This window comes from Sporolactobacillus sp. KGMB 08714, from assembly GCF_036598985.1.
Lineage (GTDB): Bacteria > Bacillota > Bacilli > Bacillales > Sporolactobacillaceae > Sporolactobacillus.
This window is the reverse complement of the sequence record NZ_JAUUBW010000007.1, coordinates 35,058-57,892: the sequence shown is the minus strand read 5'-3', so window position 1 is coordinate 57,892 and position 22,835 is coordinate 35,058. Positions and strand designations below refer to the sequence as shown.

Annotated in this window: 21 protein-coding genes; 17 read left to right on the top strand and 4 right to left on the bottom strand. The window is 45.7% G+C overall.

The genetic code is table 11. The features are described 5' to 3' along the window. Nucleotides 1-414: 414 nt before the first annotated feature. Entirely contained in the window at nt 415-762 is a 348-nt protein-coding gene (locus tag Q6A92_RS04200; protein WP_332237146.1) for a hypothetical protein, read from the bottom strand. Between the two features lie 455 nt (nt 763-1,217). Then, complete coding sequence (gene aldA / locus Q6A92_RS04195; protein ID WP_332237145.1) at nt 1,218-2,657, bottom strand: aldehyde dehydrogenase; 1,440 nt, start codon at nt 2,655-2,657, stop codon at nt 1,218-1,220. A gap of 313 nt (nt 2,658-2,970) precedes the next feature. On the opposite strand from aldA, the gene fucO reads away from it, so the two are divergent. Further along, the gene (gene fucO, locus Q6A92_RS04190; RefSeq protein WP_332237144.1) at nt 2,971-4,137 is read left to right on the top strand and encodes a lactaldehyde reductase; all 1,167 of its coding nucleotides are present in this window, start codon (nt 2,971-2,973) and stop codon (nt 4,135-4,137) included. 89 nt (nt 4,138-4,226) lie between these two features. Here fucO and Q6A92_RS04185 read toward each other — a convergent pair whose 3' ends face one another. Then, the gene (locus tag Q6A92_RS04185; RefSeq protein WP_332237143.1) at nt 4,227-5,237 is read right to left on the bottom strand and encodes an AraC family transcriptional regulator; all 1,011 of its coding nucleotides are present in this window, start codon (nt 5,235-5,237) and stop codon (nt 4,227-4,229) included. Between the two features lie 131 nt (nt 5,238-5,368). Between Q6A92_RS04185 and Q6A92_RS04180 the strand changes: the two genes are divergently transcribed. The 6 genes from Q6A92_RS04180 to Q6A92_RS04155 all read left to right on the top strand — a co-directional run bounded on the left by Q6A92_RS04180 (nt 5,369) and on the right by Q6A92_RS04155 (nt 11,604). Beyond that, nucleotides 5,369-6,658 carry an MFS transporter gene (locus tag Q6A92_RS04180; protein ID WP_332237142.1) on the top strand — a complete coding sequence of 430 codons (1,290 nt, stop codon included), beginning with the start codon at nt 5,369-5,371 and terminating at the stop codon, nt 6,656-6,658. 57 nt (nt 6,659-6,715) lie between these two features. Then, nucleotides 6,716-8,170 (top strand): rhamnulokinase, encoded by a 1,455-nt coding sequence (gene rhaB, locus Q6A92_RS04175; RefSeq protein ID WP_332237141.1) that lies wholly within the window; start codon nt 6,716-6,718, stop codon nt 8,168-8,170. 5 nt (nt 8,171-8,175) lie between these two features. Next, nucleotides 8,176-8,490: an L-rhamnose mutarotase gene (gene rhaM / locus Q6A92_RS04170; RefSeq protein ID WP_274398154.1), complete on the top strand. Its 315-nt coding sequence runs from the start codon at nt 8,176-8,178 to the stop codon at nt 8,488-8,490. A gap of 36 nt (nt 8,491-8,526) precedes the next feature. After that, on the top strand, nt 8,527-9,783 hold the full coding sequence (locus tag Q6A92_RS04165; protein ID WP_332237140.1) for an L-rhamnose isomerase: 1,257 nt from the start codon (nt 8,527-8,529) through the stop codon (nt 9,781-9,783). A 23-nt stretch (nt 9,784-9,806) separates the two neighbouring features. After that, complete coding sequence (gene rhaD, locus Q6A92_RS04160) at nt 9,807-10,628, top strand: rhamnulose-1-phosphate aldolase (RefSeq protein WP_274398152.1); 822 nt, start codon at nt 9,807-9,809, stop codon at nt 10,626-10,628. A 217-nt stretch (nt 10,629-10,845) separates the two neighbouring features. Next, entirely contained in the window at nt 10,846-11,604 is a 759-nt protein-coding gene (locus Q6A92_RS04155) for a DeoR/GlpR family DNA-binding transcription regulator (RefSeq protein WP_274398151.1), read from the top strand. A 248-nt stretch (nt 11,605-11,852) separates the two neighbouring features. Here the strand turns inward: Q6A92_RS04155 and Q6A92_RS04150 are convergent, their stop codons facing one another. Next, complete coding sequence (locus Q6A92_RS04150; protein ID WP_332237139.1) at nt 11,853-12,083, bottom strand: hypothetical protein; 231 nt, start codon at nt 12,081-12,083, stop codon at nt 11,853-11,855. A 35-nt stretch (nt 12,084-12,118) separates the two neighbouring features. Between Q6A92_RS04150 and Q6A92_RS04145 the strand changes: the two genes are divergently transcribed. The 10 genes from Q6A92_RS04145 to Q6A92_RS04100 all read left to right on the top strand — a co-directional run bounded on the left by Q6A92_RS04145 (nt 12,119) and on the right by Q6A92_RS04100 (nt 22,579). After that, complete coding sequence (locus tag Q6A92_RS04145; RefSeq protein WP_332237138.1) at nt 12,119-12,313, top strand: hypothetical protein; 195 nt, start codon at nt 12,119-12,121, stop codon at nt 12,311-12,313. A 646-nt stretch (nt 12,314-12,959) separates the two neighbouring features. After that, nucleotides 12,960-14,210, top strand: coding sequence for an NAD(P)H-dependent oxidoreductase (locus tag Q6A92_RS04140; RefSeq protein WP_332237137.1), 1,251 nt, complete (start codon nt 12,960-12,962; stop codon nt 14,208-14,210). 176 nt (nt 14,211-14,386) lie between these two features. Next, on the top strand, nt 14,387-14,857 hold the full coding sequence (locus tag Q6A92_RS04135; RefSeq protein WP_332237136.1) for a transcriptional regulator GutM: 471 nt from the start codon (nt 14,387-14,389) through the stop codon (nt 14,855-14,857). A gap of 4 nt (nt 14,858-14,861) precedes the next feature. Further along, on the top strand, nt 14,862-15,386 hold the full coding sequence (gene srlA, locus Q6A92_RS04130) for a PTS glucitol/sorbitol transporter subunit IIC (protein ID WP_332237135.1): 525 nt from the start codon (nt 14,862-14,864) through the stop codon (nt 15,384-15,386). A gap of 29 nt (nt 15,387-15,415) precedes the next feature. Further along, the gene (srlE, locus tag Q6A92_RS04125) at nt 15,416-16,426 is read left to right on the top strand and encodes a PTS glucitol/sorbitol transporter subunit IIB (RefSeq protein ID WP_332237134.1); all 1,011 of its coding nucleotides are present in this window, start codon (nt 15,416-15,418) and stop codon (nt 16,424-16,426) included. A 47-nt stretch (nt 16,427-16,473) separates the two neighbouring features. Beyond that, nucleotides 16,474-16,830 carry a PTS glucitol/sorbitol transporter subunit IIA gene (locus Q6A92_RS04120; protein WP_332237133.1) on the top strand — a complete coding sequence of 119 codons (357 nt, stop codon included), beginning with the start codon at nt 16,474-16,476 and terminating at the stop codon, nt 16,828-16,830. Nucleotides 16,831-17,556: 726 nt separating this feature from the next. Beyond that, a complete protein-coding gene (locus tag Q6A92_RS04115; protein WP_332237132.1) occupies nt 17,557-18,456 on the top strand; it encodes a sugar-binding transcriptional regulator in 900 nt (299 codons plus the stop codon). 55 nt (nt 18,457-18,511) lie between these two features. Then, nucleotides 18,512-19,255 carry a transaldolase gene (locus tag Q6A92_RS04110; RefSeq protein WP_332237175.1) on the top strand — a complete coding sequence of 248 codons (744 nt, stop codon included), beginning with the start codon at nt 18,512-18,514 and terminating at the stop codon, nt 19,253-19,255. A 62-nt stretch (nt 19,256-19,317) separates the two neighbouring features. Further along, nucleotides 19,318-21,330, top strand: a complete 2,013-nt coding sequence (tkt, locus tag Q6A92_RS04105; RefSeq protein WP_332237131.1) for a transketolase — start codon at nt 19,318-19,320, stop codon at nt 21,328-21,330. Between the two features lie 487 nt (nt 21,331-21,817). Further along, complete coding sequence (locus Q6A92_RS04100; protein ID WP_332237130.1) at nt 21,818-22,579, top strand: IclR family transcriptional regulator; 762 nt, start codon at nt 21,818-21,820, stop codon at nt 22,577-22,579. Nucleotides 22,580-22,835: the final 256 nt, after the last annotated feature.

Sequence of the window (22,835 nt, the reverse complement as noted above, 5' to 3'; positions counted from 1 at the left end):
TTAGCCGGATAACCGCTTTTGCTTCTGAACCGGGTCCATCGGCGGCCGGCTCGGGAAGAGTTGATCCATCAGATCCCGGATTACATTTTCCCATCCTCGTTCCCCTACTAGTAGACCTTTTGTAATAACATTATAAGGCTTTCAACTTAATTTCCATTCAACTGTATAACGGCAATGATACATACTGAGATCATCTCTTTTATACACATTATTTCCGGATTATTCTACTGGCCGATTGAATTAACTGATAGTGCCTCTGTGACCATCATATCAACAATTGTAAAACTCGGGGGAAAATTTAGTGATTAATTTTTCATTTTGCAATCATGCCGATATCGAATTTGGATTTTCGGGAATCCAGAGTTCTAAACAATATGAAATGCCAGAAATCCGCAAGATCCCCTTTTCGGATTATTAATATGAGTATCTCTTTAGCTCATTTTCCTGCTGTACCGTCAATTGATGATCGACTCTTTCTGAGACCGTCATCTCTCGAAAGAAGAAGAGCGTTTCCGCAATCAATAAACTTCCGCAACGGTCATTGGATGCCATGGTTGATAAAACGAAGGTAACGATCGAAAAACTCCTTGCGACGACCGATAAAACTGTGCCTAATAGACCGAAAAACTTCTGGCGACGACCGAAAAACTGCCTGTGCCGATCGAAACCGAGTCCGAGTTGACCGAAAAAGCGGCTGTGCCGACCGAACCCCTCGTCCCAGACCGATAAGCGGCTGCGGCCGACCGAAAAGGGATAGCTCACGACCGAAAAACTGCCTGTGCCGACCGAAACCGAGCCCAAGTTGACCGAAAAAGCGGCTGGGAAGACCGAACCCCTCGTCCCAGACCGATAAGCGGCCGCAGCCGACCGAAAAGGGATAGCTCACGACCGAAAAACTGCCTGTGCCGACCGAAACCGAGCCCAAGTTGACCGAAAAAGCGGCTGGGAAGACCGAAACCATCGTTCCAGACCGATAAGCGGCCGCAGCCGACCGAAAAGGGGTAGCTCACGACCGAAAAACTCCTAGCGACGACCGATAAACTGCGCCTAACGACCGAAAAACTCCTAGCGACGACCGAAAAACTCCTTGCAACGATCGATGACCCGGGCGGCCGATCAACTTATGTGTGAAAGAGAGAGGCGCAAAAAAAGCGCTGCTTCGTGAATAATGGAAGCAGCGTTTCTCATGATGCCATATTGCCTGTATAGTAAGTTGCTTATTTCGACGTTTCAAGGTAAACAACGTGTGTCTGCAGGTATTCTTCAAGTCCGTGTTTTCCGTCGGCTCCGCCGATACCGGATTTTTTCCACCCGGCGTGGAAGCCCTGCATGGCTTCGAAGTTTTCACGGTTAATATAGGTTTCGCCGAAATGGAGGCGGCGGACGGCGATGAAGGCGTTCTCCAGATCTTTTGTATAGATAGAAGAGGTCAGTCCGAAATCGGAGTCGTTTGCGAGTTCGATCGCTTCGTCAAGTGTTGAGAATTCGGCAACCGGAATGACCGGTCCGAATGTCTCTTCGCACATAATATCCATCTGATTGGTGACGTCGGTCAGGACGGTCGGTTCGAAGAAGTAGCCCCTGTCGAAGGCTCGTTTGCCGCCGGCAGCTAGCGTTGCGCCCTGTTTCACGGCACGGTCTACTTTATCGGTAACGCTTTCCAGAGCGTTCTTCTCAATCAGCGGTCCCATGTCCAGGTCGGCGTTCTCAGACGGATTGCCGTATTTGACCGCCTGCATGGCGGCGACGAGCTTTTCAGTAAAGACTTCCTTGATGTCGCTGTGGACATAAACACGTTCCGCGCAGTTGCACACCTGTCCGGTATTGATGACACGCGAAGCAACAATTGCTTTGACGGCGAGATCGAGGTCGGCGTCGTTCATCACGATGGCCGGCGCTTTTCCTCCCAGTTCCAGCGATACTTTTGTAACGTTCCTGGCTGCGGCCTCCATGATCTTCTGGCCGGCGGGGACGCTTCCGGTCAGGCTGACAATGCCGACCTTGCTGTTTTCTGCCAGTGCCCGGCCGACAACAGAGCCTCTGCCGGGAACCATATTGAATACGCCCTTCGGAAGGCCGGTCTCTTCAACAATCTGCGAAAAAACATAGGCATTCTCCGGTGTCTGCTGACTCGGTTTAATGACAATTGTATTGCCGGTGACCAGTGCCGGACCAGCCTTGCGCGCTATCAGAAAGAACGGGAAATTCCATGGGAGGATACCGGCTGCCACGCCGATCGGCTTTTTGAATAAAAAAATATTTTCGTTAGGCCGGTCGCTCTGGATAATTTCACCTTCATAGCGGCGCGCCCATTCCGCTGTATAGTCCAGATAGTCGGCGGTAAAAAGGACTTCTGTCTTTGCCAGGCCGCGCGTTTTTCCGCCTTCCCTGATCACGATATCGGTCAGCTCCGCCTCCCTTTTTCGAATACCGCCGGCGATCTTGTGCAGATAGTCGCCGCGTGCGACCGCCGGTGTCCTTTCCCATGATTTCTGCGCTTCATAAGCGGCGTCGACAGCCAGGTCTGCATCGGCGGCGCTGCTGTCGGGAATCCTTGAAATGACTTCTTCGGTTGAGGGATTGACAACATCGATCCATCTTTCAGCCTGAGATGCAACGAACGCTCCATTAATAAACGGCAGTATTTTTGTAACCATTTTTCTCCTCCTCAATATCCGGGATTTTTTCGACGGCGGTACAGTTGTTCCCGCTTGGATCAAACAATGGACAAAGAGAGATTTACATTTTGTAACGTAACATAATTTACAAATCAAAACAAACAAAACAACTTTAAAAATGAATTTTTATTGCATAATCATGAAATATATTGATTTTTTCTAAAAAACAGGGCAATATAATTGTTGAATGATAATTAATTAGGTTTCTTTATGTTGCATTCCCGGAAATCTCTGTTTACCATCAGATGATTTTATTGTTTTGTGAAAAAAATAACAAGGTGGAGGGATCAGTATGGCTGTCAGCCGAATCATTCTCAATGAGACGTCCTATTTTGGAAGCGGCGCTGTCACAAAAATCATTGATGAGGTGAAAAAGCGCGAGTTCAAAAAGGCTCTTGTCGTAACGGACAGAGATTTGATCAAATATAATGTTGCAACAAAAGTGACCGATCTGCTGGATAGAAACGGATTTGTCTACGACATTTTCGATCAGACGATTCCTAATCCAACACTGGAAGTTGTCCGCGACGGACTGGCTGCGTTTAAAAAAGGGGGAGCCGATTATATCCTGGCTATCGGCGGCGGATCATCGATTGATACGGCGAAAGCGATTGGGATTATTGCCGCCAATCCTGAGCATGAAGATATTGTCAGCCTTGAAGGCGAACCGGGGACGCGCCATCCGAGCGTGCCGATTTTCGCCGTGCCGACGACGTCCGGCACGGCCGCAGAAGTGACCATCAATTACGTTATCACCGACAAAGCGCATCACCGCAAATTTGTCTGCGTCGATCCCCATGATATTCCGGTGGCCGCTTTTGTCGACAGCGATCTGATGATGGGTATGCCGAAATCGTTATGTGCGGCAACGGGCATGGATGCGCTGACGCATGCGATCGAGGGTTATATTACGAAAGGCGCCTGGGAAATGACGGATATGATGCATCTGAAGGCGATCGAAATTGTCGGACGCTCACTAAGGGACTCTGTGGCAGGAGATTCCAAGGCGAGGGAAGCCATGGCCCTTGGGCAGTATATTGCCGGTATGGGCTTCTCAAACGTCGGATTGGGGCTCGTACACGGGATGGCCCACCCGCTCAGCGCCTGGTATAATGTTCCGCACGGCGTCGCCTGTGCTGCGCTGCTCCCGACGATCATGGACTATAACAAGGATTATACCGGAGAAAAGTATCGGTCGATTGCGGCGGCCATGGGTGTGGCAGGTGCCGGCGATATGCCGCTGGAAGAGGCACGGGATCAGGCGGTCGCTGTCGTCCGCCGGCTTGGCAAAGATGTCGGCATTCCGCAGAACATCCGGGAGCTCGGAGTTAAGGAAGAAGACATTCCGGCAATTGCCAAGGATGCACTCATGGACGTCTGCACAGGCGGCAATCCGAGAGATACGACCATAGAGGACATCATCAATCTGTACCGGTCGTTGACCGCCGTTCACGATTGACGGGCATACCGGATGTAAAAAAGATCAGGCGGGAGTTTCCCGGCCTGATCCTTTTTTATGTGGATCTCTCCGCGGCAAAGGGAGAGGGTTTATGTGGGCAGCTGCTGATTCTTTTTTTCTTCGCCGGGCAGGCAGCCGAATTCTGCTTTGAACACTTTGTAAAAGTAAGTTTTATTTGAAAAGCCGGATTCCTGGGCAACGTCGCTGATCGGCAGGTCGGTCGTGTTCAGGAGCAGACGCGCCTGATAGAGACGCCTCTTAACAACTAACTGTGTAAAGGGAACACCGGTCAGCTTTTTGATCAGGTTGCCGAGGTATGTCTTGTTATAACCGAGCCGTACCGCTGCTTTGGATAAATTAATGTCTTTATAATTTTCCTCGATCAGCTTCAGCACGGGGATCATTTTTTTGTTGCGGCTCAGCGATTCGGCCGCTTCGGAAGAATTTCTTTGCGATTGACCGTACTCGCGGGCAAGTGATGTGAACAGAATCGGCAAATATAATTCGGCCATCGTGTTTGAATAGGTATCATTTGAAAAATATTCGGCAATCATATTTTTTAGAACAGCCGGAATTTCTTCGGATTGACCGCCGCTGAAGACAATGTATCGATCCGTGCCGCCGCTGTCTGTTTCCAGACTCAGCAAATAGCGGATCAGCGGGCTGCGGTTTTCCTTCATTTGGTTCAGCCACTCAATGGTCATCGCACTTTTTTTGAACAGAATATTGATCAGCAGATCTTCTTCGCCCAGAGCCTTAATTTCATGGCTGATTCCGGGGCCGATCAGGATCAGCCCGCCCTGCCGCAGTGTGACCGGCCGCTCTCCGATGATCTGGCAGCATGAACCGGAGAGCATATAGTTGAGTTCCGTGAACTGATGCGAATGCAGCGGGTAATCGGCAAACCGGTTGTGTTTACTGATATAAATATTCTGTTTTCTAAAAAAGTAATTATTTAACAATTCCAGCCTGTTATTTTTGATCCGGGTGGATGAATCCGGGATATCCGGAACAAACGTACCGTTTTTCATCTGTTCGATTTCAATTTTAGTGAATTTGAACAATTTATCTGTGATTGCTTTTGAATGGTTATTATTCATGTTTTATTTCTCCCGTTTATGTTTATTTGATACTATTTACCTTTGATATTGTCATTGTACCACAACGGTGCTTATTGTTTAATAATAGACGTAAGCGCTTACTACTATGGGCATTTCAGGAGGCGGAATTGATGAGCGACTCAAGTGTCGTAGCGGAAAAGAAAAGCTGGAAGGCGACGGCCTCGGTATCGTTAACAAACTATCTGGATTCGGGGTCCATCGTTGCCGGCGCCAGCGGCCTGACTTTATGGGCGAAAGATCTGAATCTGAGCAGCCTTCAGGTCGGTTTGCTCGGCGCAATCAGTGCCAACGCTTTTGGATCGGCCGTCGGCGCGCTGATCGGCGGACGACTGGCGGATAAATACGGCCGCAAGTTGATTTACACATACAACATGTTGGTTTATATGCTTGGTGTGGTTATTATTATGTTTTCGATGAACTTTCCGATGCTGCTGGCCGGATTCTTTATTACCGGGGTTGCTGTCGGCATCGGCGTCCCGGCATCCTGGACGTATATTTCCGAAATCTCGGATGAAACCAACCGGGCAAAGCATATCGGCGTTTCACAGTTTGCCTGGTCGTGCGGCCCGGCGATTATCTTCATCCTCGGTATTATTTTCTCGCCGCTCGGCCTGCTCGGCAACCGAATTATCTTCGGCTCACTCTTTATTGTTGCCTTCATAGCCTGGCTGCTGCAGCGGCAGCTCAATGAATCGAAGATCTGGGAAGAAGAAAAGAAAAAGCAAGCTGCAGGCAATGCTGTTAAAAAGGCTCATCCTTATAAACGGCTTTTTGCGAACGCTGTCAGCTTTAAATCGCTGCTGTTCCTGGTCGGTGTCTATATGTTCTGGAATTTGGTTGCCGGTGCGATGGGCTTCTTCATGCCTTACGTCTATTCAACGGTCGGCGGGCTGTCCAATCTTCAGGCTAACCTGCTCCAGGCCGTTCTGTGGGTATTCACGGCCGCGGCAACCTACGCTCTGTTCGTTCCGCTTGGCGATAAAGTCAGCCAGCGCGCCCTGTTCTTTGCCGGTGCGGCGCTCGCTCTGATCTCCTGGGTGGTTCTGACTTATTTCCACATGAGCTGGCCGGCACTTTGGGTGTTTGTTGTTACATGGGGCGTGTCCGCAGGCATCGGTGCCCAGGCATTCTACGCTCTATGGGCGACGGAGCTCTTCCCGACGGATGTGCGCGGCGCTTCCCAAGGGATTATGTTCTTCCTTGTCCGCGGCAGCGCCGGTATCTGGTCGATAATTTTCCCGACCATTCTGACCTCGCTCGGATTTACGGTCGCCGGGACTTTTATGATCGTCCTGCTGCTGATTTCACTCCTGATCGGCGTCATCTGGACACCGAATACACGAGGCAAATCTTTGCAGCAAATTACGGAAGAACGCTACGGGAAAAATGGAGAAAGCTGAATCAATGGCCGGTCGGTTTTAGCCAATGCATGGATTCAGTTCAGAGGTGATCATTTTATGAATGATTATATTGCAATAGACATCGGCGCTTCCAGCGGACGGCTGATTCTGGGGCAGAAGAATGAGCAGAATAAGCTGGAATTGAAAGAAATTCATCGCTTTGTCAATGGATTTACAAAGGAAAACGGACATGATCGCTGGGCGATTGACCAGTTGATCCATGAGATATTTGTCGGCCTCGAAAAAGCGAAGAAACAAGGGGTCGTGAAGGCGAAAGTCGGGATTGACACGTGGGCCGTCGATTATGTTCTGGTCGGCATGGACGGACACAAGATCCAGAACCCGATCAGTTATCGGGATCAGCGAACCCGCCACGCCATTGAAGAACTGACGCTGGATCTGCCCAAAGAATATATTTATAAAAAAACCGGCATTCAGTTTCTCGAACTCAACACGCTGTATCAATTGTATAAAGAAAACAAGGAAGATCTGAAGAAAACGGACAGGATCCTGATGATTCCGGATTATATCGGTTACGTCCTGACCGGCAATGCCGTGGCAGAGGTGACCAATGCCTCGACCACACAGATGCTCAATCTGCGTGAGGGACTGTTCGACAAAGATTTGCTGGCTAAAGTCAATGTTTATCCGGAACAATTTCCGAAACTGGTTGAATCGGGAAGCATTCTCGGGCCGATTCGTCACAAATGGCATCTTCAATACGACCTTCCCGACTGTGAAGTGATCACGGTTGCCACGCATGATACGGCATCGGCCGTTGTCGGCACGCCGGGGCAGGGGGATGACTGGGCGTTTCTCAGTTCGGGCACCTGGTCGCTGCTTGGAAAAGAATTGAATGTTCCTGAAAACGGTCCGGAAGCGTTCAGGGAAAATTATACCAATGAATGGGGCGCTTACGGCACGTACCGCTTTCTGAAAAATATAATGGGGCTTTGGATCGTTCAGAGCATCCGCCGCGAACAGAACAACCAGTATTCGTTTGCCGAAATGGCAGCCCAGGCGGAACAGGTCGAGCCCTTCCAGCAGTTTATCAATATTAACGACGAGCGTTTCACCAACCCGGACAGTATGATCGAAGAAATTCGGGCCTATTGCCGGGAAACGGGTCAGAAGGTTCCGCAGACAACGGGTGAACTGGTTTCGGCTGCCTACGGCAATCTCGCACTGTTTTATGCAAACGAATTGGAAAAACTGGCTATAATTGTGCGGCATCCGATTCATGTGCTTCATATTGTCGGCGGCGGAAGCAATATCGATTTTCTCAATCGGATGACGAGCACACTGGCGGGGATGACGGTCAAAGCCGGCCCTTCAGAGGCGACGGCGATCGGCAATCTGCTTGTGCAGATGATCAGCTCCGGCGAAATCGGGGATCTTGCTGAAGCAAGAGAACTGGTCGCCCGTTCGTTTGCGATCAAGACTTATAAACCGCAGAAAGGCCGATACGTCAACGTATTGGAAAATTATAAAACGTTTATTCAGGGAAGGTGATGTTCATGACCAGAATCGGTCAGATCATGTATCTGTATAAGGAGTTCTATGACGAATACCAGAAACGCCATGCCAATCTGTGGCCGGAAATGAAAAAAGAACTGAAGGATCACGGTGCGACGAATTATTCGATTTTCCTGAACAAAGAAAACGGTGAGTTGTTTGCTTATCTTGAAGTACCCGATGCGGCCCGGTACAACGAAATTGCCGATACTGAGATCTGCAAAAAATGGTGGGCGTATATGAAACCGCTGATGAAAACAAATCCGGATAACAGTCCGGTGGCTCTGGATCTGGACGAAGTTTTTCACCTTGACTGATCATCTGAATGCAACAAAAAGAAGGGGAGTATCTTTATGAACGAGACAGTCACTCAGGCCTATAAACTGGCTAAGGAACGTTATACAGCAATCGGTGTTGATACAGAAAAAGCGATCGAAGCGTTGAAAAAAGTGAAATTGTCCCTTCACTGCTGGCAGGGCGACGACGTTCTCGGCTATCTGTTTCCGGATCAGACTCTGACCGGCGGCATTTCCGTCAGCGGCAATTATCCGGGCCGTGCACGTTCAGTCGACGAGCTGCAGAAAGATCTGAGCAAGGCGCTGGCCGTTATTCCGGGCAAGCATAAGGTTCAGCTGCACAGCATCTATGCCGACACGGATGAAAAGGTGGATCTGAATGAACTGGAACCGCGCCACTTCCAATCCTGGGTCGACTGGGCCAAGGAACAGGGCGTCGGGCTCGATATGAACGGCACCTTCTTCTCGCATCCGAAATCGGCGAGCGGCTTTACACTGGCGAGCGCCGATAAGGAGATCCGCGATTTCTGGATCGAAGTCGGCAAAAGCAGCCGCAAAATCGCCGGATACTTCGGCAAAGAATTAGGCCAGCAGTCGGTCAACAACTTCTGGATTCCGGACGGCTATAAGGACAATCCGATTGATAAGCTGTCGCCGCGTCTGCGCCTGATTGATTCGCTTGACGAAATCATGAAAGAGAAAATTCCGGAAGCCTACACGATCGAGGCGGTTGAAGGCAAGCTGTTCGGTACAGGTGTGGAGTCCTATACGGTCGGATCGCATGAATTTTATGAGGCCTATGCGCTGACACGCGGCAAACTGTGGACCATCGATGCCGGGCATTTCCATCCGACCGAAGACATCTCCGACAAATTTTCGGCCTTCCTGCCGTTCGGCAAAGGGCTGATGCTGCACGTTTCCCGTCCGGTACGCTGGGACAGCGACCATGTGGTCATTCTTGACGATGCGCTGATTCGGATTACCCGTTCCCTTGTCCGCGACAATGAACTGGATAAAACGAATATCGGACTGGACTTCTTTGATGCCACGATCAACCGCCTGGCTGCCTGGATCGTCGGAGCGCGCGACACACTGAAAGCCCTGCTGATGGCTTTCCTGTCGCCTATTGACGATCTGAAAAAAGCGGAACTGGAGGGCGATTATACCAAACGGCTGGCTCTGACTGAAGAACTGAAATCATATCCGTTCGGTGCCGTCTGGGATTATTACTGCCAAGAGAGCGATGTTCCTGTCGGCGCCGAATGGCTTGAGGAAATTCGCCGCTATGAAAAAGATGTTCTGATTAACAGATAACCGTACCGGGAGGAATGAAAGCAATGACCAAATTTATGGAATCACCCTATGTTAAAGAATTCGCTAAGATTACCTTCCGCCTCTACGAACACGGGTGGGACGAGCGCAACGGCGGCAATGTCAGCTACCGTCTGACGGGAGAAGAAGTAGCGCCGTACGAAGATACGAAAACCGCTCTGCGTCATATTCCGATTGATTTTGACGGAAAAGATCTGGCAGGTATGTACTTCCTTGTCACAGGCACCGGACGGTATTTAAAAAATATTATTGATTTCCCGGAACGGGACACCGGACTCGTCCGCATCGCCGAGGACGGAAAGAGTGTCGACCTGCTTTGGGGGCTGAATGACGGCGGACAACCGACAAGCGAATTCCCGACCCATCTGATGGGACACAAGGTGCGGCTGAAACACGATAAAAATCAACGTGTGATCATGCACTGTCATCCGACCCACCTGATCGCGATCACATTTACACAAAAGCTGGATGAACGTGCGATCTCAAGAATTCTGTGGAAGATGCAGTCGGAATCGCTGGTTGTTTTTCCGGAAGGCGTCGGGATCATTCCATGGATGGTGCCCGGAACGACGACGATCGGCGAAGCAACCGCCGCTAAGATGGAAAGCTTCCGCTCGGTCATCTGGCCGCAGCACGGTGTGTTTGCTTCGGGAAACTCGATCGATGAGGCGTTCGGATTGATTGAGACGCTTGAAAAGGCCGCTCAGATCTGGTCCGTCATTCAGCAGCAGGGCGGCGAAATCAAACAGGCCATTACCGATCAGGAGCTAAGCGATTTAGCCCGGGCGTTTCATGTCATTCCGCGTGAAGGTTATCTGGATGTCTGAGCGCTTTATAAATAATTAAGCCTGAAAAAGTGCAGCCTCGTTTCGCGATGAACGAGGCTGCACTTTTATTTTTTCAAAATTAATCTTTATTTTATATTGTTTTTGATTATTTATTGAGAAATATCCCTATTTATTATAAAATAAATGAATTAAACAAAGAAAAACAGAAAAGCAAAAGGCGGACACGAGTCGGCAAAAATAGTTAAGGAGGATTTTTATGCTTGCTTTTGAACGGCAGGAGGGAATTAAAAATGAACTCTTGAAAAAGAAAAAAGTGTTCGTTTCCGAACTCGCTGTGTCTTTTAGCGTCACAGAAGAGACGATTCGCCGTGATTTGGAAAAAATGGAACAGAAGGGCCTATGTACGCGTATCTACGGCGGTGCATTTCTGAATTCCCATACAAACGAAGAAATTCCATATAAAGAGCGCCACACGATAAACCAGAAGGAGAAGCAGTACATCGCGCAAAGAGTCTCCCATTTGATTAAAGACGGCGATTCCCTGGTTGTCGATTCATCCTCGACAGGACTGGCAGTCATTCATGAATTGTATAAGCAGAAAAAAAATCTGACTATCTTAACGAGTTCAATCGAAGCGCTTCGCCTTGGATCGACTCATGATCAGCAAATGATTTCGACGGGCGGCAGTCTGCGCCCCTTTTCCTTTTCACTGGTCGGCTCGGAAGCCATGGATACAGTTAAGAGGTACAACGTCGACGCGGCGATCCTCGGCTGCAAGGGAGTAGCGCTTGAAAGGGGAATTACGGAATCGAACAGTTTTGATGCGGACGTGAAAAAGGTCATGATCGCCCAGGCCAATAAAATTATCATTGTGGCCGATCATGACAAATTTGATCAGGTTGCTTTATTGAATCTGCTTTCGCTTGAGAAAGTCGATTATCTTGTCACGGATAGAAAGCCTTCCGATGAATGGCTTGATTTTACGCGAGAACACCAGATCGAGTTAATCTATTGACAGCTGCGAAAATCCTGATTCGGCTGTCAGATGATACTTTAGGCGTTCCGTCTGCTTTTTTGTCGGGAGGTTCCGCACAAGGGATACTGTCGTAATGACTACATAGTGAGCCGACGGGAATAGGCTGTTCGAACAGCCTATTCCCGTCGGCCTTTAAACGGCATAGTCGTTAAATACTGGCAGAACACTGATATCAATCGTGTACCGGAGCTGTCTGGAGATTTTTGAGAGATCTAACGACGGTCCGATTAAACAAATGAGTCAACGATGTTGCCGTTCATATCGAAAAATTGCGAATAAATATTATCGATCGCCCCTTTCTGCTTTAACTGCCGCGCCCGATAATACTCGGTTTCCAGAATATCATCACGTATCAATGAATATTCTATTTTACAAAAATCAATCATCATCATCGATTTTCCGCTGAACTTGTAAACTGCTTCATAGCAGATGGTATTGACGTGATCGTTGCTGCCCATTTTGTTGGACGGATCGCCAAGCGGCAGCACACATTATGTTTTTACGTTTCGTCGATACTTCAAGTGATTTTGCCGCTTCTGCAAGTATACTTCCCCATAAAACCAACAGTGTCATTGTCTTCAATAATCTGATCCAGGAGATGTGCCTTGCCAATCGCGGCAAACTTGACCTCCATGGGTTGTCCTCCCGGCCGACGAATATGGCAATCGTCTGCCTGAGTCTGTATTGATCCTGTTCCTTTAATATACCAATGCTTACTGACAATTTTCAGCACTTCTGTATAAATACATGGCAGGCAGAAAATTATGTTCCGGAACATGCTGGTTTAATGAAGTTTATCGCCTCCAAACCAGGCACGGATGGCTTAGGCAAAATCAGTACTGTGACTTTTTAAAAGATCCGGCTCTGTCATCCGGCAACTGTGCGAAATGAAAGATTGAAATCCTTAAAGTATACCTACTCTTTAGGATTACATATCTAGATGTCTATGATGATACTTTCCCAAATGTCTGTCCTAAATTTATGGACAAGTTGAGAAAAGGAAAATAATTTGATGAACCGTGATTAATTGAAACTTTCAGTGGGGAATGAACAAAAGTTACTGAAAAGGGTTTGAATAGGGTTCATGCGCTCAATTTGGTCAATATAAAGTGAACAAAGGTTCATCTGCGATAAAATTACGTGGTTAAAAAACATTAAAAAACTATTGAAAACGTTTGATTGATGCTCTACAATAAATGTGAAGTAACAAAGGTGATTATCAATTAACATATGTTAATTATCTGAAATTACTCAAATTGCATTTTTGGTAATTAGATTTGTGTCTTTGCCATCTAAATTATCAGAAAGTGCACAATACACAGGAGGTCTGACGGATGACTCTTTATAAGCAATTGCTGGAAAGGGAACGGGCAAGTGAACTAATTAAGGTGGGTGTTATCGGTGCCGGTCAAATGGGTTTTGGAATGATAGCACAAATCTCTCAAATTCCTGGGATGTCCGTGACCGGGATAAGTGATATTAACATTAAAAATGCCCAAACAGCAGCGGATTATTACAATGAACATGCAACAAACAAGGAAAACATTGTCGTTAGTGATGATTTAAGAAAAGTGATCGATTCCGATAATGTTGAAGTGGTCGTAGATGCTACGGGTGTGCCTGAGGTAGGGGCCAATATTGCTCTAGAGGCCTTGAAAAGCAAGAAACATCTTGTTTTGCTAAATGTCGAAGTTGACATAACGATAGGCTCATTAATGCACCGATTATTTGAAAATGCCGGCCTCGTGTACACGGGATCTGCAGGAGATGAACCTGCCGTAACATCGGATCTTTTTGAATTTGCAAAGTCAATGGGAATGGATGTATTAGTCGCCGGTAAAGGTAAAAACAATCCATTCTTGCCAACTGCTAATCCTGATACCTGCGCGGCGGAAGCGCGATCAAAACACATGAATTCTCATATGTTAGCAGCATTTCAGGATGGCACGAAAACGATGGCTGAAATGAATTTATTAAGCAATGCGACAGGATTAAAACCGGATATTGTTGGCATGCATGGTATTGAAGGCAATTTGGAGACAACATTGGAACAACTTGACTTAAAAGAAAATGGCGGTGTTTTAAACAAGTTTGGCGTTGTTGATTATGTTCGCGGCCTGGCACCCGGCTGTTTTGTGATTGTTAAAAGCGATCAGGCCCCTGTCGACGCTGAATTGAAATATTTAAAAGTTGGTAAAGGACCACATTATATCTTATATCGGCCGTTCCATTTAGCCAGTCTTGAAACGCCGAATACATGTGCCAAGGTGATTTTACAACATGATTATTCCATTCAGCCGATAGGTGCTCCTGTCTCTGATACAGTTGCGGTTGCCAAAAGAGAAATCACAGCTGGAGAAGAACTTGACGGAATCGGTGGATATTCTGTTCGAGGCGTCGTTGAGACACACGTCACTCAGCTTCAGGAGGGGCATATTCCAGTTGGATTGATTAGCGGTCACGTCGTTGCTAAAAAGAACATCAAATTAGGGACATTTCTGACTCTTGATGATATCGAATTAGACGCAGAAACTTCCGTTTATAAATTAAGGACCTTGCAGGATCGATTGTTTCCAGCTGAATAAAAATGGATGAAGACGTCACAATGATAGATATTATTTAGCAAGATGTGTCGTCAAACCTTTACGGACAAAAATTTATTTTTGCCATGTTGCAAAATTTATTTTGTGTTTTGCAACATTTTCTTTATTGATTTTGTATATATTCGTCAAATTGGAATAAGGAGAGTGCGCTTAAAAATATGAAATTAGCTATCGTGCTTTGTTCCCTGCTACTTGTACAATACTTGCTTACGCTCATACAGGTCCATTGTTATAAAAAAACAATGAATAAAATTGTAAGTGCTTACAGAAAAGAGGACGGCTATTTCTTATTCTCAGATATGTACAGAAAAAAACTTGGCTTTGGCGCGATTGTCATGTTGATTGTTAAAGATGATTATATTATCAAAGAATGTTATGTTTTGCACGGACTGTCTGTACTGCCGAAGTTCAAAAGAATTAAGACGTATACAGGTGTACATCTGGAGGAGCTATTAGATCGGATTAACGACGGGCCGGCACAAAAGAAGGCTTCACTTTTCACGACACTGACGCGAAAACGATCAGCAGTCAGGTTTGCCTTAAATAAGGCGGCAGAGAGAGCTCTATTAGCAATATCAAAATCAAACAAAACAGCTGATTCTGAGCTAGTTGAATTGAAAGGGGTCTAAGTTTATGAAATGGATTCAATGGTTAGGAGAACATTTTATTGGCTTATTTAATGCAGGTGGAAAAGAATTCATGAGTATGTTTACGGGAATTGTTCCGACTCTGATTGTATTGTTAACGTTTACCTATTCCATTATCAAATTTGTTGGTGAAGAAAGAATAAACAGAGCCATTCATTTTGCATCGAAATATTTAATTCTTCGATATACAATCATGCCCATTCTTTCACTGTTGATGTTGACCAATCCAATGGCCTACACATTTGGAAAATTTTTACCCGAAAGACAAAAACCAGCCTTTTACGATTCATTAGCATCTTTTATGCATCCGGTAACATCTTTTTTTCCTTACGCGAATGCAGGAGAATTGTTCGTCTACTTAGGAATTGCAAACGGTGTCACAAAGGCAGGATACTCAGTGTCTGACCTAGCTGTCCGCTATTTTTTAGTGGGTATCGTCGTTATATTTTTAAGAGGCTTTATTACTGAACAAATCACAAAATATTTGGCCAAAAGAATGGCGACGAATTAATCAACTTATAATACGAGGAGGTTTATACAATGAGTGATTATAAAGCTATTTTTATCGAAAAAGGTTCCGGCGGCTGGGGAAAGGGTTTACAAATAGAGCCCAAAGGAAAAAAAGTAAAAGTTGTTTCAATCACGGGCGGTGGCATTCATCCGGTTGCGGAGAAAATCGCGGAATTATCCGGTACAGAAGTGGTAGACGGCTTTAAAAATTCGGTACCTGAAAGTGAAATCATGTGTGTCATTATAGATTGCGGTGGTACTGCCAGAATAGGTGTTTATCCGATGAAACGCATACCGACAGTCGATGTATTACCCTCTTCACCATCGGGCCCTCTATCTAAATATATAACTGAAGATATATTTGTTTCAGGAGTTACGCCTAAGCAAATAAAATTAGCAGTTTCATCGACTGGTGCAGAAAGATCCGATGAAGAAAAAGGCTTAGATGAAAATAAAGTCGAAAGACCTTTTAAAATTAAGAATGAAAACAGAAATGAGAGCAAACAGCAGAAAAAAGACAGTTTCTTAATGAGATTCTCTAGGGGAATTGGCAAAATTATCGGCATTTTTTATCAAGCTGGGCGTGATTCTGTAGATATGTTGATAAAAAATATTATTCCCTTCATGGCTTTTGTTTGTATGTTAATTGGTATTATTAATTACACTGGCATAGGTACCCTCATTGCAAAAGTTCTGACGCCATTAGCGGGATCTTTTTGGGGATTGCTTGTGATTGTTTTTGTTTGTACGCTACCGATTCTTTCACCCGTTCTCGGTCCGGGAGCTGTCATTGCCCAGGTTATTGGCGTGCTTGTCGGCACTGAAATAGCAGCTGGCAATATCGCTGTGACATTTGCACTGCCGGCTCTTTTTGCAATTGATGGGCAGGTAGGCTGCGATTTTGTCCCTGTGGGTCTTTCATTGGGAGAAGCTGAGCCTGATACGATCAGATATGGCGTACCAGCTGTTTTATATAGCCGATTATTGACCGGCTTATTAGCTGTTGTCATTGCCTATTTTGCCAGCTTTGGCATGTATTGAATCTTGTAAGGCTGCATCAAAAGATACAAAATCAGGAGGCTAGATTTATGTATAAGAGCAGGGTAATGGAAATAGGGCATGATGCCCTTTCGTTTGATGAGGAAAATATTATTATTCTATTTGGTCCAAAGGCGCCCAAAGAATTAAAAGATGTTGCCATTATTCATCATGAATTGGAAAATTCGGATGAATATCCAATCAAAAAAGGCGGTAAGCTCGTGATTGATAATCAGGTCTATGAAATAACGGCGCTTGGTTCTGTAGCAAATAAAAATCTGCAAGAACTTGGTCACGTATCAGTGTATTTTACTGATTCAAATGAAGGGGTGTTACCTGGATCTATTTATGTAAAGCCCAACATTTTTCCGAAAATTAAGACTGATAGTCTGATTATGTTTGAATAGTACCTGCTGAGCAAGCCATAGAATGAAAGCATGTCTATTGATGAAGCTTTAATTGAGCAATTCTATAAATTAAAATGTTTGCTTTCTGATTTTTACGAAAGGAATTAAAAAAATATCATCATTGCGCTCTGTTCGTTCTTTCCCTGATAAAACGAGATTAGTAAGGACTCCGTCTCTTTTGATGGCCATGTGCATAAGCAGAGTACCTGTAGAATGAAAATGGTGGTTTGATGTTTGAGTGAAGAGGGTCAGGAGGTGCTCCATTTTTCCCATTCTCAATAAAAATCTTCAATAAAAAGAGGGACAAGCCCCGTGATTTCGGCTAAAATAAAGCTGGACGCCCTTTAAATTCGAAACAATTACCTAAATCCCGTGTTTTTAAAGTGAAAATCTGTTTTTTAGAAAAATTGTTCATTGAAAACATGAGCTGGCGGTGGAGAAGGCCTCTTGATAGGACTGTCAGGAGAAAGAAGGGCGAATGTGTCAGTAAATATGAACATGTATTCCCGTGTTTTTGTACCAGGATTCCTAAAAATTGATATAAAAGAATTTTTAATCTTATGGCGATGGGCATAATTATTAATGTCAGGACTATCAATCGTAAAAATTCTTTATTGACAGGGCTTTACTTTATCTTGGCATAAGGTCTCGAGAATACAGAGTTAAAGGGAAGAGCGCAATTTGTTATCTCCAAAATATGCAAAACTCTTAATAAAGGTCTCTCAAATGTATTATAAGGAAAATCTGACCCAAAAAGATATTGCTCAAAAAATCGGTGTCAGTCGGCCGATGGTATCGAGATATTTGACCAGGGCAGTTGAAGAAGGGCTTGTTGAAATTATAATACATGATGAGCTTGTTCACCCCTATAAAAATTTAGAAAGAGCAGTTGTTAATTTGTATAAAATACATGATGTAGTATGTGTATCCAATGTTAATAACGACTCCTCATTAAAGGCTTTCGGAGTGTCCGCGGCAAATTATATATTGAAGATTATTAAAGATGGGCAACGTATAGGGGTATCTTCAGGTACAACCTTGAATGCAGTGAGTCAGGCAATCTCTTCAAAAAAAAAGTTCCCTAATACAACCTTTATACCATTGGTTGGCGGGATGGGGAATGAGAAATTGGATTTTCATGCAAATCACATTGTCGTACAATTCGCAATATCGCTTGATTCGCAGTACATGTTGTTGCATGCTCCGGTCATGGTGGATTCAAAAGAAGCAAAAGCCATTTTTATGGCTCAGCATTCAATAAATAAAGTTATGGAAATGGCATATGATTGCGACGTAGCCATTGTCGGTATCGGCGGATCGCCTAAACATTCTACTATGGTCAAGTCCTATATGGGAGAAAACTATGAAAAATTAACCGACAATTCTGATGATGTGGGCGATATCTGTTATAACTTTATTGATTCTAGGGGACTTGCTTCAAAAAATCCTTGGAATGAACGAGTGATTTCACTAAGTGTGGAGGGTTTAAAAAGGATTCCATTGGTTATCGGCGTTGCTTTTGGTGAACAAAAGGTCGAGGCAATTAAGGCAATCCTTCACTCTCACTTAATTAATGTTCTAATTTCCGATGAAAAAACCTGCCGATTATTACTTTCAAAGACTTAATGATCGATAATCCATTATCTAAATACGCTGTACAAATAGAGGAGAGATCTGTATGCTGGATCAGTTGAAAGTCAGGATTTATGCAGATGGTGCGGTACTCAGCGATATGATGGCGGCCTATCGGACTGGTTTTGTTTCTGGATTTACAACCAATCCGAGCCTGATGAAAAAAGCCGGTGTAACCGATTACGTCGCCTTTGCTAAAAAAGTAGTTGAACGAATTCCAAATTTGCCGCTGTCTTTTGAAGTGTTTGCCGATGACTTTGAAACAATGGAAAAAGAGGCGGACAAAATCCACGCACTGGGGAAAAATGTATTTATTAAAATTCCGATAACAAATACAAAGGGCGAATCGACGATTCCCTTAATTCGGAGGCTTGAGAAGAAGGGCTATTCTCTGAATGTGACCGCCATTTTTACGACTAAACAGGTAGAGGAGACCGTGAAAGCACTCAGCCCGGCGTTTGAAAACATCGTTTCTGTTTTTGCCGGGCGGATTGCTGACAGTGGTATAGATCCGATTCCCTATATGAAGAAAGCGGTAGAGATCTGCCACGCGAAAAGGGGAGCGCAATTGCTGTGGGCTAGCACCCGCGAGGTATTCAACGTCTATGAAGCGGATTGGCTTGGTGTCGATATTATTACCTGCCCACCGGGAGTCATTGAAAAGTTAAAAAAGGTTGGCAAAACACTGGAGCAAGGCTCGCTGGATACTGTAATCGGTTTCAATCGTGATATTCAGAAGCTGGGCTTTTCAATTCTGACAGATGATGAGAAGGCCCAGTTCCATAAGAAATGATCGAATTTGAGACGAATGCGCAGAAATCGGTGCTTGAGTATCCAGAAAAGGAGCGGAAAGACATGACAACAAGAATCGAACAATTAGCGATCAATACCATTCGAACTCTGTCGATTGATGCCATTGAGAAGGCCAATTCCGGGCATCCCGGGTTGCCGATGGGAGCGGCGCCGATGGCCTATACACTGTGGGCGAAACAGATGGTGCATAATCCTGCCGACCCGCAGTGGTTCAATCGTGATCGTTTCGTCCTGTCTGCCGGGCACGGTTCGATGTTACTATACAGTTTACTGCATCTCTTTGGCTACGGGCTGACAATTGAGGATCTGAAACAATTCCGTCAGTGGAATAGCCGTACGCCGGGCCATCCGGAATATGGGCATACAGTAGGAGTCGAAGCAACGACCGGTCCGCTGGGTCAGGGGATAGCAATGGCGGTCGGCATGGCAATGGCAGAAGCCCACTTGGCAGCAATCTATAACCGGGATGGTTTTGAGATCGTACATCATCAAACCTATGCCCTTTGCGGCGATGGCGATTTAATGGAAGGGGTATCGTCTGAGGCGGCTTCTCTTGCTGGACGGCTGAAGCTGGGGCGGTTGATTGTTCTCTATGACTCGAATCAGGTTTCGCTGGACGGTCCCCTGAATCAGGCGTTCACGGAAAAGGTAGGCCAGCGTTTTGAGGCCTATGGTTGGCAGACGTTACAGGTGAAAGATGGCAATGATGTCAATGCAGTGCAGACAGCGTTGGATGAAGCTGTGCAGGAAACAGAACGTCCGACACTGATTGAAGTGCGGACGACTATTGGCTACGGTGCGCCGCATGTCGCCGGAACGAACAAAGTACATGGTAGTCCGCTGGGGGCCGAAGAGGCACGGGCGACGAAAGAAGCCTATGGCTGGCATCATGAGTCATTCTTTGTACCGGGGGAGGTACGAGCACATTTTCAGACACTAGCGGCTCGTGGGGAAGCTGCGGAAATCGAGTGGCAGGCGCTGGTCGATCATTATGGACAGGTCTATCCAAAACAGGCTGCCGAATTTCAAGCAGTGATTCACGGAGAATTACCGGCAGACTATGCGGAAGAGCTGCCGGCCTATGAAGCAGGCACGAAAAAGGCGACCCGTCAGACGAGTGGCGAAGTGATTAATGCGCTGGCACGAGTGGTGCCACAGCTTTTCGGAGGTGCAGCCGACCTAGCTTCATCGACAAAGACCATGATTATGGGCGATAATGATTTTCTGCCAGGTAGTTACGAGGGGCGTAATATCTGGTTCGGCGTGCGTGAGTTTGCAATGATGGCTGCTGTGAACGGCATGGCACTGCATGGCGGTATAATTCCTTTTGGGGCGACTTTTTTCACCTTTTCCGATTATGCAAAACCGGCGATTCGGCTAGCGGCGCTGATGAGCATTCCTTCGATCTTCATCTTTACTCACGATTCGATTGCGGTCGGCGAAGACGGACCGACGCATGAACCGATTGAACAACTGGCCGGGCTGCGGGCAATTCCGAATCTGAATGTGATTCGACCAGCCGACGGAAATGAGGTTCGTGAGGCATGGAAAATTGCGATGGAAAGCCGGAGTACGCCGACTCTGCTGGTGCTCACTCGTCAGGGAGTGGAGACAGTGGCTGGTGAAGTGGAAGACGCGGCAACCGGTGTTGCTAGAGGCGGCTATGTGGTTAGCGAGGCCGAAGGCGATTGGCCGGAAGGGCTGTTGCTGGCAACTGGTTCCGAAGTGGCTTTGGCCGTTCAGGCTCAGCAACTGCTGCAGGCTGAGCACCATCCGGTACGTGTCGTCAGTCTGCCTTCGTGGGAATTGTTTCGACGTCAATCGCAAAGCTATCGTGATCAGGTACTGCCACCAGCGGTTACTGCACGGGTCGGCATTGAAATGGGCGCTTCGCTTGGCTGGCATGAATTTGTCGGCAGCAGGGGGGCTCTGCTGGCGATCGATCACTTTGGAGTTTCTGCACCGGGCGAGTTTGTACTTAAGGAATACGGCTTTACTGCCGAGCATGTGGCGGCACTTATGAAACAAGTTCTTAGGAACAATCAGACCGTTTGAGTGACTGAGCGAAAGCAGCTTCATCTTTTTTAAGAGCCCAACAAAATGAAGGGCTCTTATTATTTTTAACGATGATTTCACGCCGCTGCCAGCTCTATTAATTTTTAAGTTTCTTTCGGGGTAGCCCTTTGAAACATTAATTTCCAAAAAAATGCAATGCTACTAACGAAATTGTCTTTTAAAAAATCATATTGAAATCAGCAATGTCGCTGTCAAGAAATTGTTCTTCATAACGCACAATAATAAAAATATCTTTTCAAGCTTTAGTAGATGGTTTCTATTAGAGCAATCAGATATTCGATTGCTTTATATATTTAATGGGATTGTCATGATCACCTAAATTTTTCTAATATGATAAAATGAGTTGGTGAAGAACCTTAATTGATTTATAATAAACTTAAATACGATATTAGGAGTTGAAACCTTTTAACGGTGTCTGTGATTCTGAAGAAAACAGTAGCTCAGAGCGAACGTTAATTGGAAGCCTATGCCTGAACAGAAGCCTTATGGAACGGTTATTCTCCGTGCCAAACAGATTTTGGATTTTTTAGAGCAGCAGAGTCGTCCCATGAATCTGCAGGAAATCTATACATCTTTGCAAACCAGCAAATCCACCGTTTTGAAAATATTAAATACGCTTTGTTTGGTCGGTTACGTCAAACGGGATGAAGGGACAAAAAGATACACGCTGGGGATCAAAATGATCAGCTACGGAGAAGCCGCCCGTAAATCATTCAGTATCGTCGAATTTGCCGAACCCTACCTTGTGGCTTTGAATGAGGAATTGGGGGAAACGATTCATTTAGGCGTATTTGATCACGATCAGATTGTTTATGTTAAAAAGATAAACAGCAAGGGAAAAATCATTTTGCGTTCTCAGGTCGGCCATTCCATTGATCTTTACTGCTCGGCAATGGGAAAAGCCTATCTTGCGGAACAGGATAAGCAAACGGTTCTAGATTATTTTCACCGTGTTAAGCTGATAAAAAGGTCGAGAAATACTATAACCGATCCGGATCGGCTGCTTGAGAATCTGGAAGAAATCAGACAATGCGGCTATGCGACGGATAACGAAGAAAATGAAGACGAGATTTACTGTATCGGTACGGTCATTAAACATCAGGGCAAGATAGAGGGCCTGATGAGTGTCAGTACGCCTGTCTTTCGAATCAACGAGGAAAAGAAAAAGAAGATTATCGCTTTATTAAAAAAAGCACGACTGGAAATTGAAAGCAAGATGAATGCGTAGAAATTTTGGCTGGTAACGGATCCGCCGTTTTCGGCTTTCGTGAACCATAAGAAATATCTGATCTCTAAAAGCAGCTTTCTGCCCGTTCGGGGGTAGAAAGCTGCTTTGTTTTCCCATTGAGAGGATTCCGATTTTAAACGAACATTCCGGTGAGAAATAAAATGAAAAGGTTTACGAAGTATAGTGCATGCACTATAATAAAGATGAAAATCTATTATATATAAATGCAATTTATTAAATAGAAACGGCAGGAGGT

Bases quoted from the DNA above. Each gene is read 5' to 3' on its own strand.
- aldA (WP_332237145.1), bottom strand. From the start codon at position 2,657: ATGGTTACAAAAATACTGCCGTTTATTAATGGAGCGTTCGTTGCATCT.
- fucO (WP_332237144.1), top strand. From the start codon at position 2,971: ATGGCTGTCAGCCGAATCATTCTCAATGAGACGTCCTATTTTGGAAGC.
- Q6A92_RS04185 (WP_332237143.1), bottom strand. From the start codon at position 5,237: ATGAATAATAACCATTCAAAAGCAATCACAGATAAATTGTTCAAATTC.
- Q6A92_RS04180 (WP_332237142.1), top strand. From the start codon at position 5,369: ATGAGCGACTCAAGTGTCGTAGCGGAAAAGAAAAGCTGGAAGGCGACG.
- rhaB (WP_332237141.1), top strand. From the start codon at position 6,716: ATGAATGATTATATTGCAATAGACATCGGCGCTTCCAGCGGACGGCTG.
- rhaM (WP_274398154.1), top strand. From the start codon at position 8,176: ATGACCAGAATCGGTCAGATCATGTATCTGTATAAGGAGTTCTATGAC.
- Q6A92_RS04165 (WP_332237140.1), top strand. From the start codon at position 8,527: ATGAACGAGACAGTCACTCAGGCCTATAAACTGGCTAAGGAACGTTAT.
- rhaD (WP_274398152.1), top strand. From the start codon at position 9,807: ATGACCAAATTTATGGAATCACCCTATGTTAAAGAATTCGCTAAGATT.
- Q6A92_RS04155 (WP_274398151.1), top strand. From the start codon at position 10,846: ATGCTTGCTTTTGAACGGCAGGAGGGAATTAAAAATGAACTCTTGAAA.
- Q6A92_RS04150 (WP_332237139.1), bottom strand. From the start codon at position 12,083: ATGGGCAGCAACGATCACGTCAATACCATCTGCTATGAAGCAGTTTAC.
- Q6A92_RS04145 (WP_332237138.1), top strand. From the start codon at position 12,119: ATGTTTTTACGTTTCGTCGATACTTCAAGTGATTTTGCCGCTTCTGCA.
- Q6A92_RS04140 (WP_332237137.1), top strand. From the start codon at position 12,960: ATGACTCTTTATAAGCAATTGCTGGAAAGGGAACGGGCAAGTGAACTA.
- Q6A92_RS04135 (WP_332237136.1), top strand. From the start codon at position 14,387: ATGAAATTAGCTATCGTGCTTTGTTCCCTGCTACTTGTACAATACTTG.
- srlA (WP_332237135.1), top strand. From the start codon at position 14,862: ATGAAATGGATTCAATGGTTAGGAGAACATTTTATTGGCTTATTTAAT.
- srlE (WP_332237134.1), top strand. From the start codon at position 15,416: ATGAGTGATTATAAAGCTATTTTTATCGAAAAAGGTTCCGGCGGCTGG.
- Q6A92_RS04120 (WP_332237133.1), top strand. From the start codon at position 16,474: ATGTATAAGAGCAGGGTAATGGAAATAGGGCATGATGCCCTTTCGTTT.
- Q6A92_RS04115 (WP_332237132.1), top strand. From the start codon at position 17,557: ATGTATTATAAGGAAAATCTGACCCAAAAAGATATTGCTCAAAAAATC.
- tkt (WP_332237131.1), top strand. From the start codon at position 19,318: ATGACAACAAGAATCGAACAATTAGCGATCAATACCATTCGAACTCTG.
- Q6A92_RS04100 (WP_332237130.1), top strand. From the start codon at position 21,818: ATGCCTGAACAGAAGCCTTATGGAACGGTTATTCTCCGTGCCAAACAG.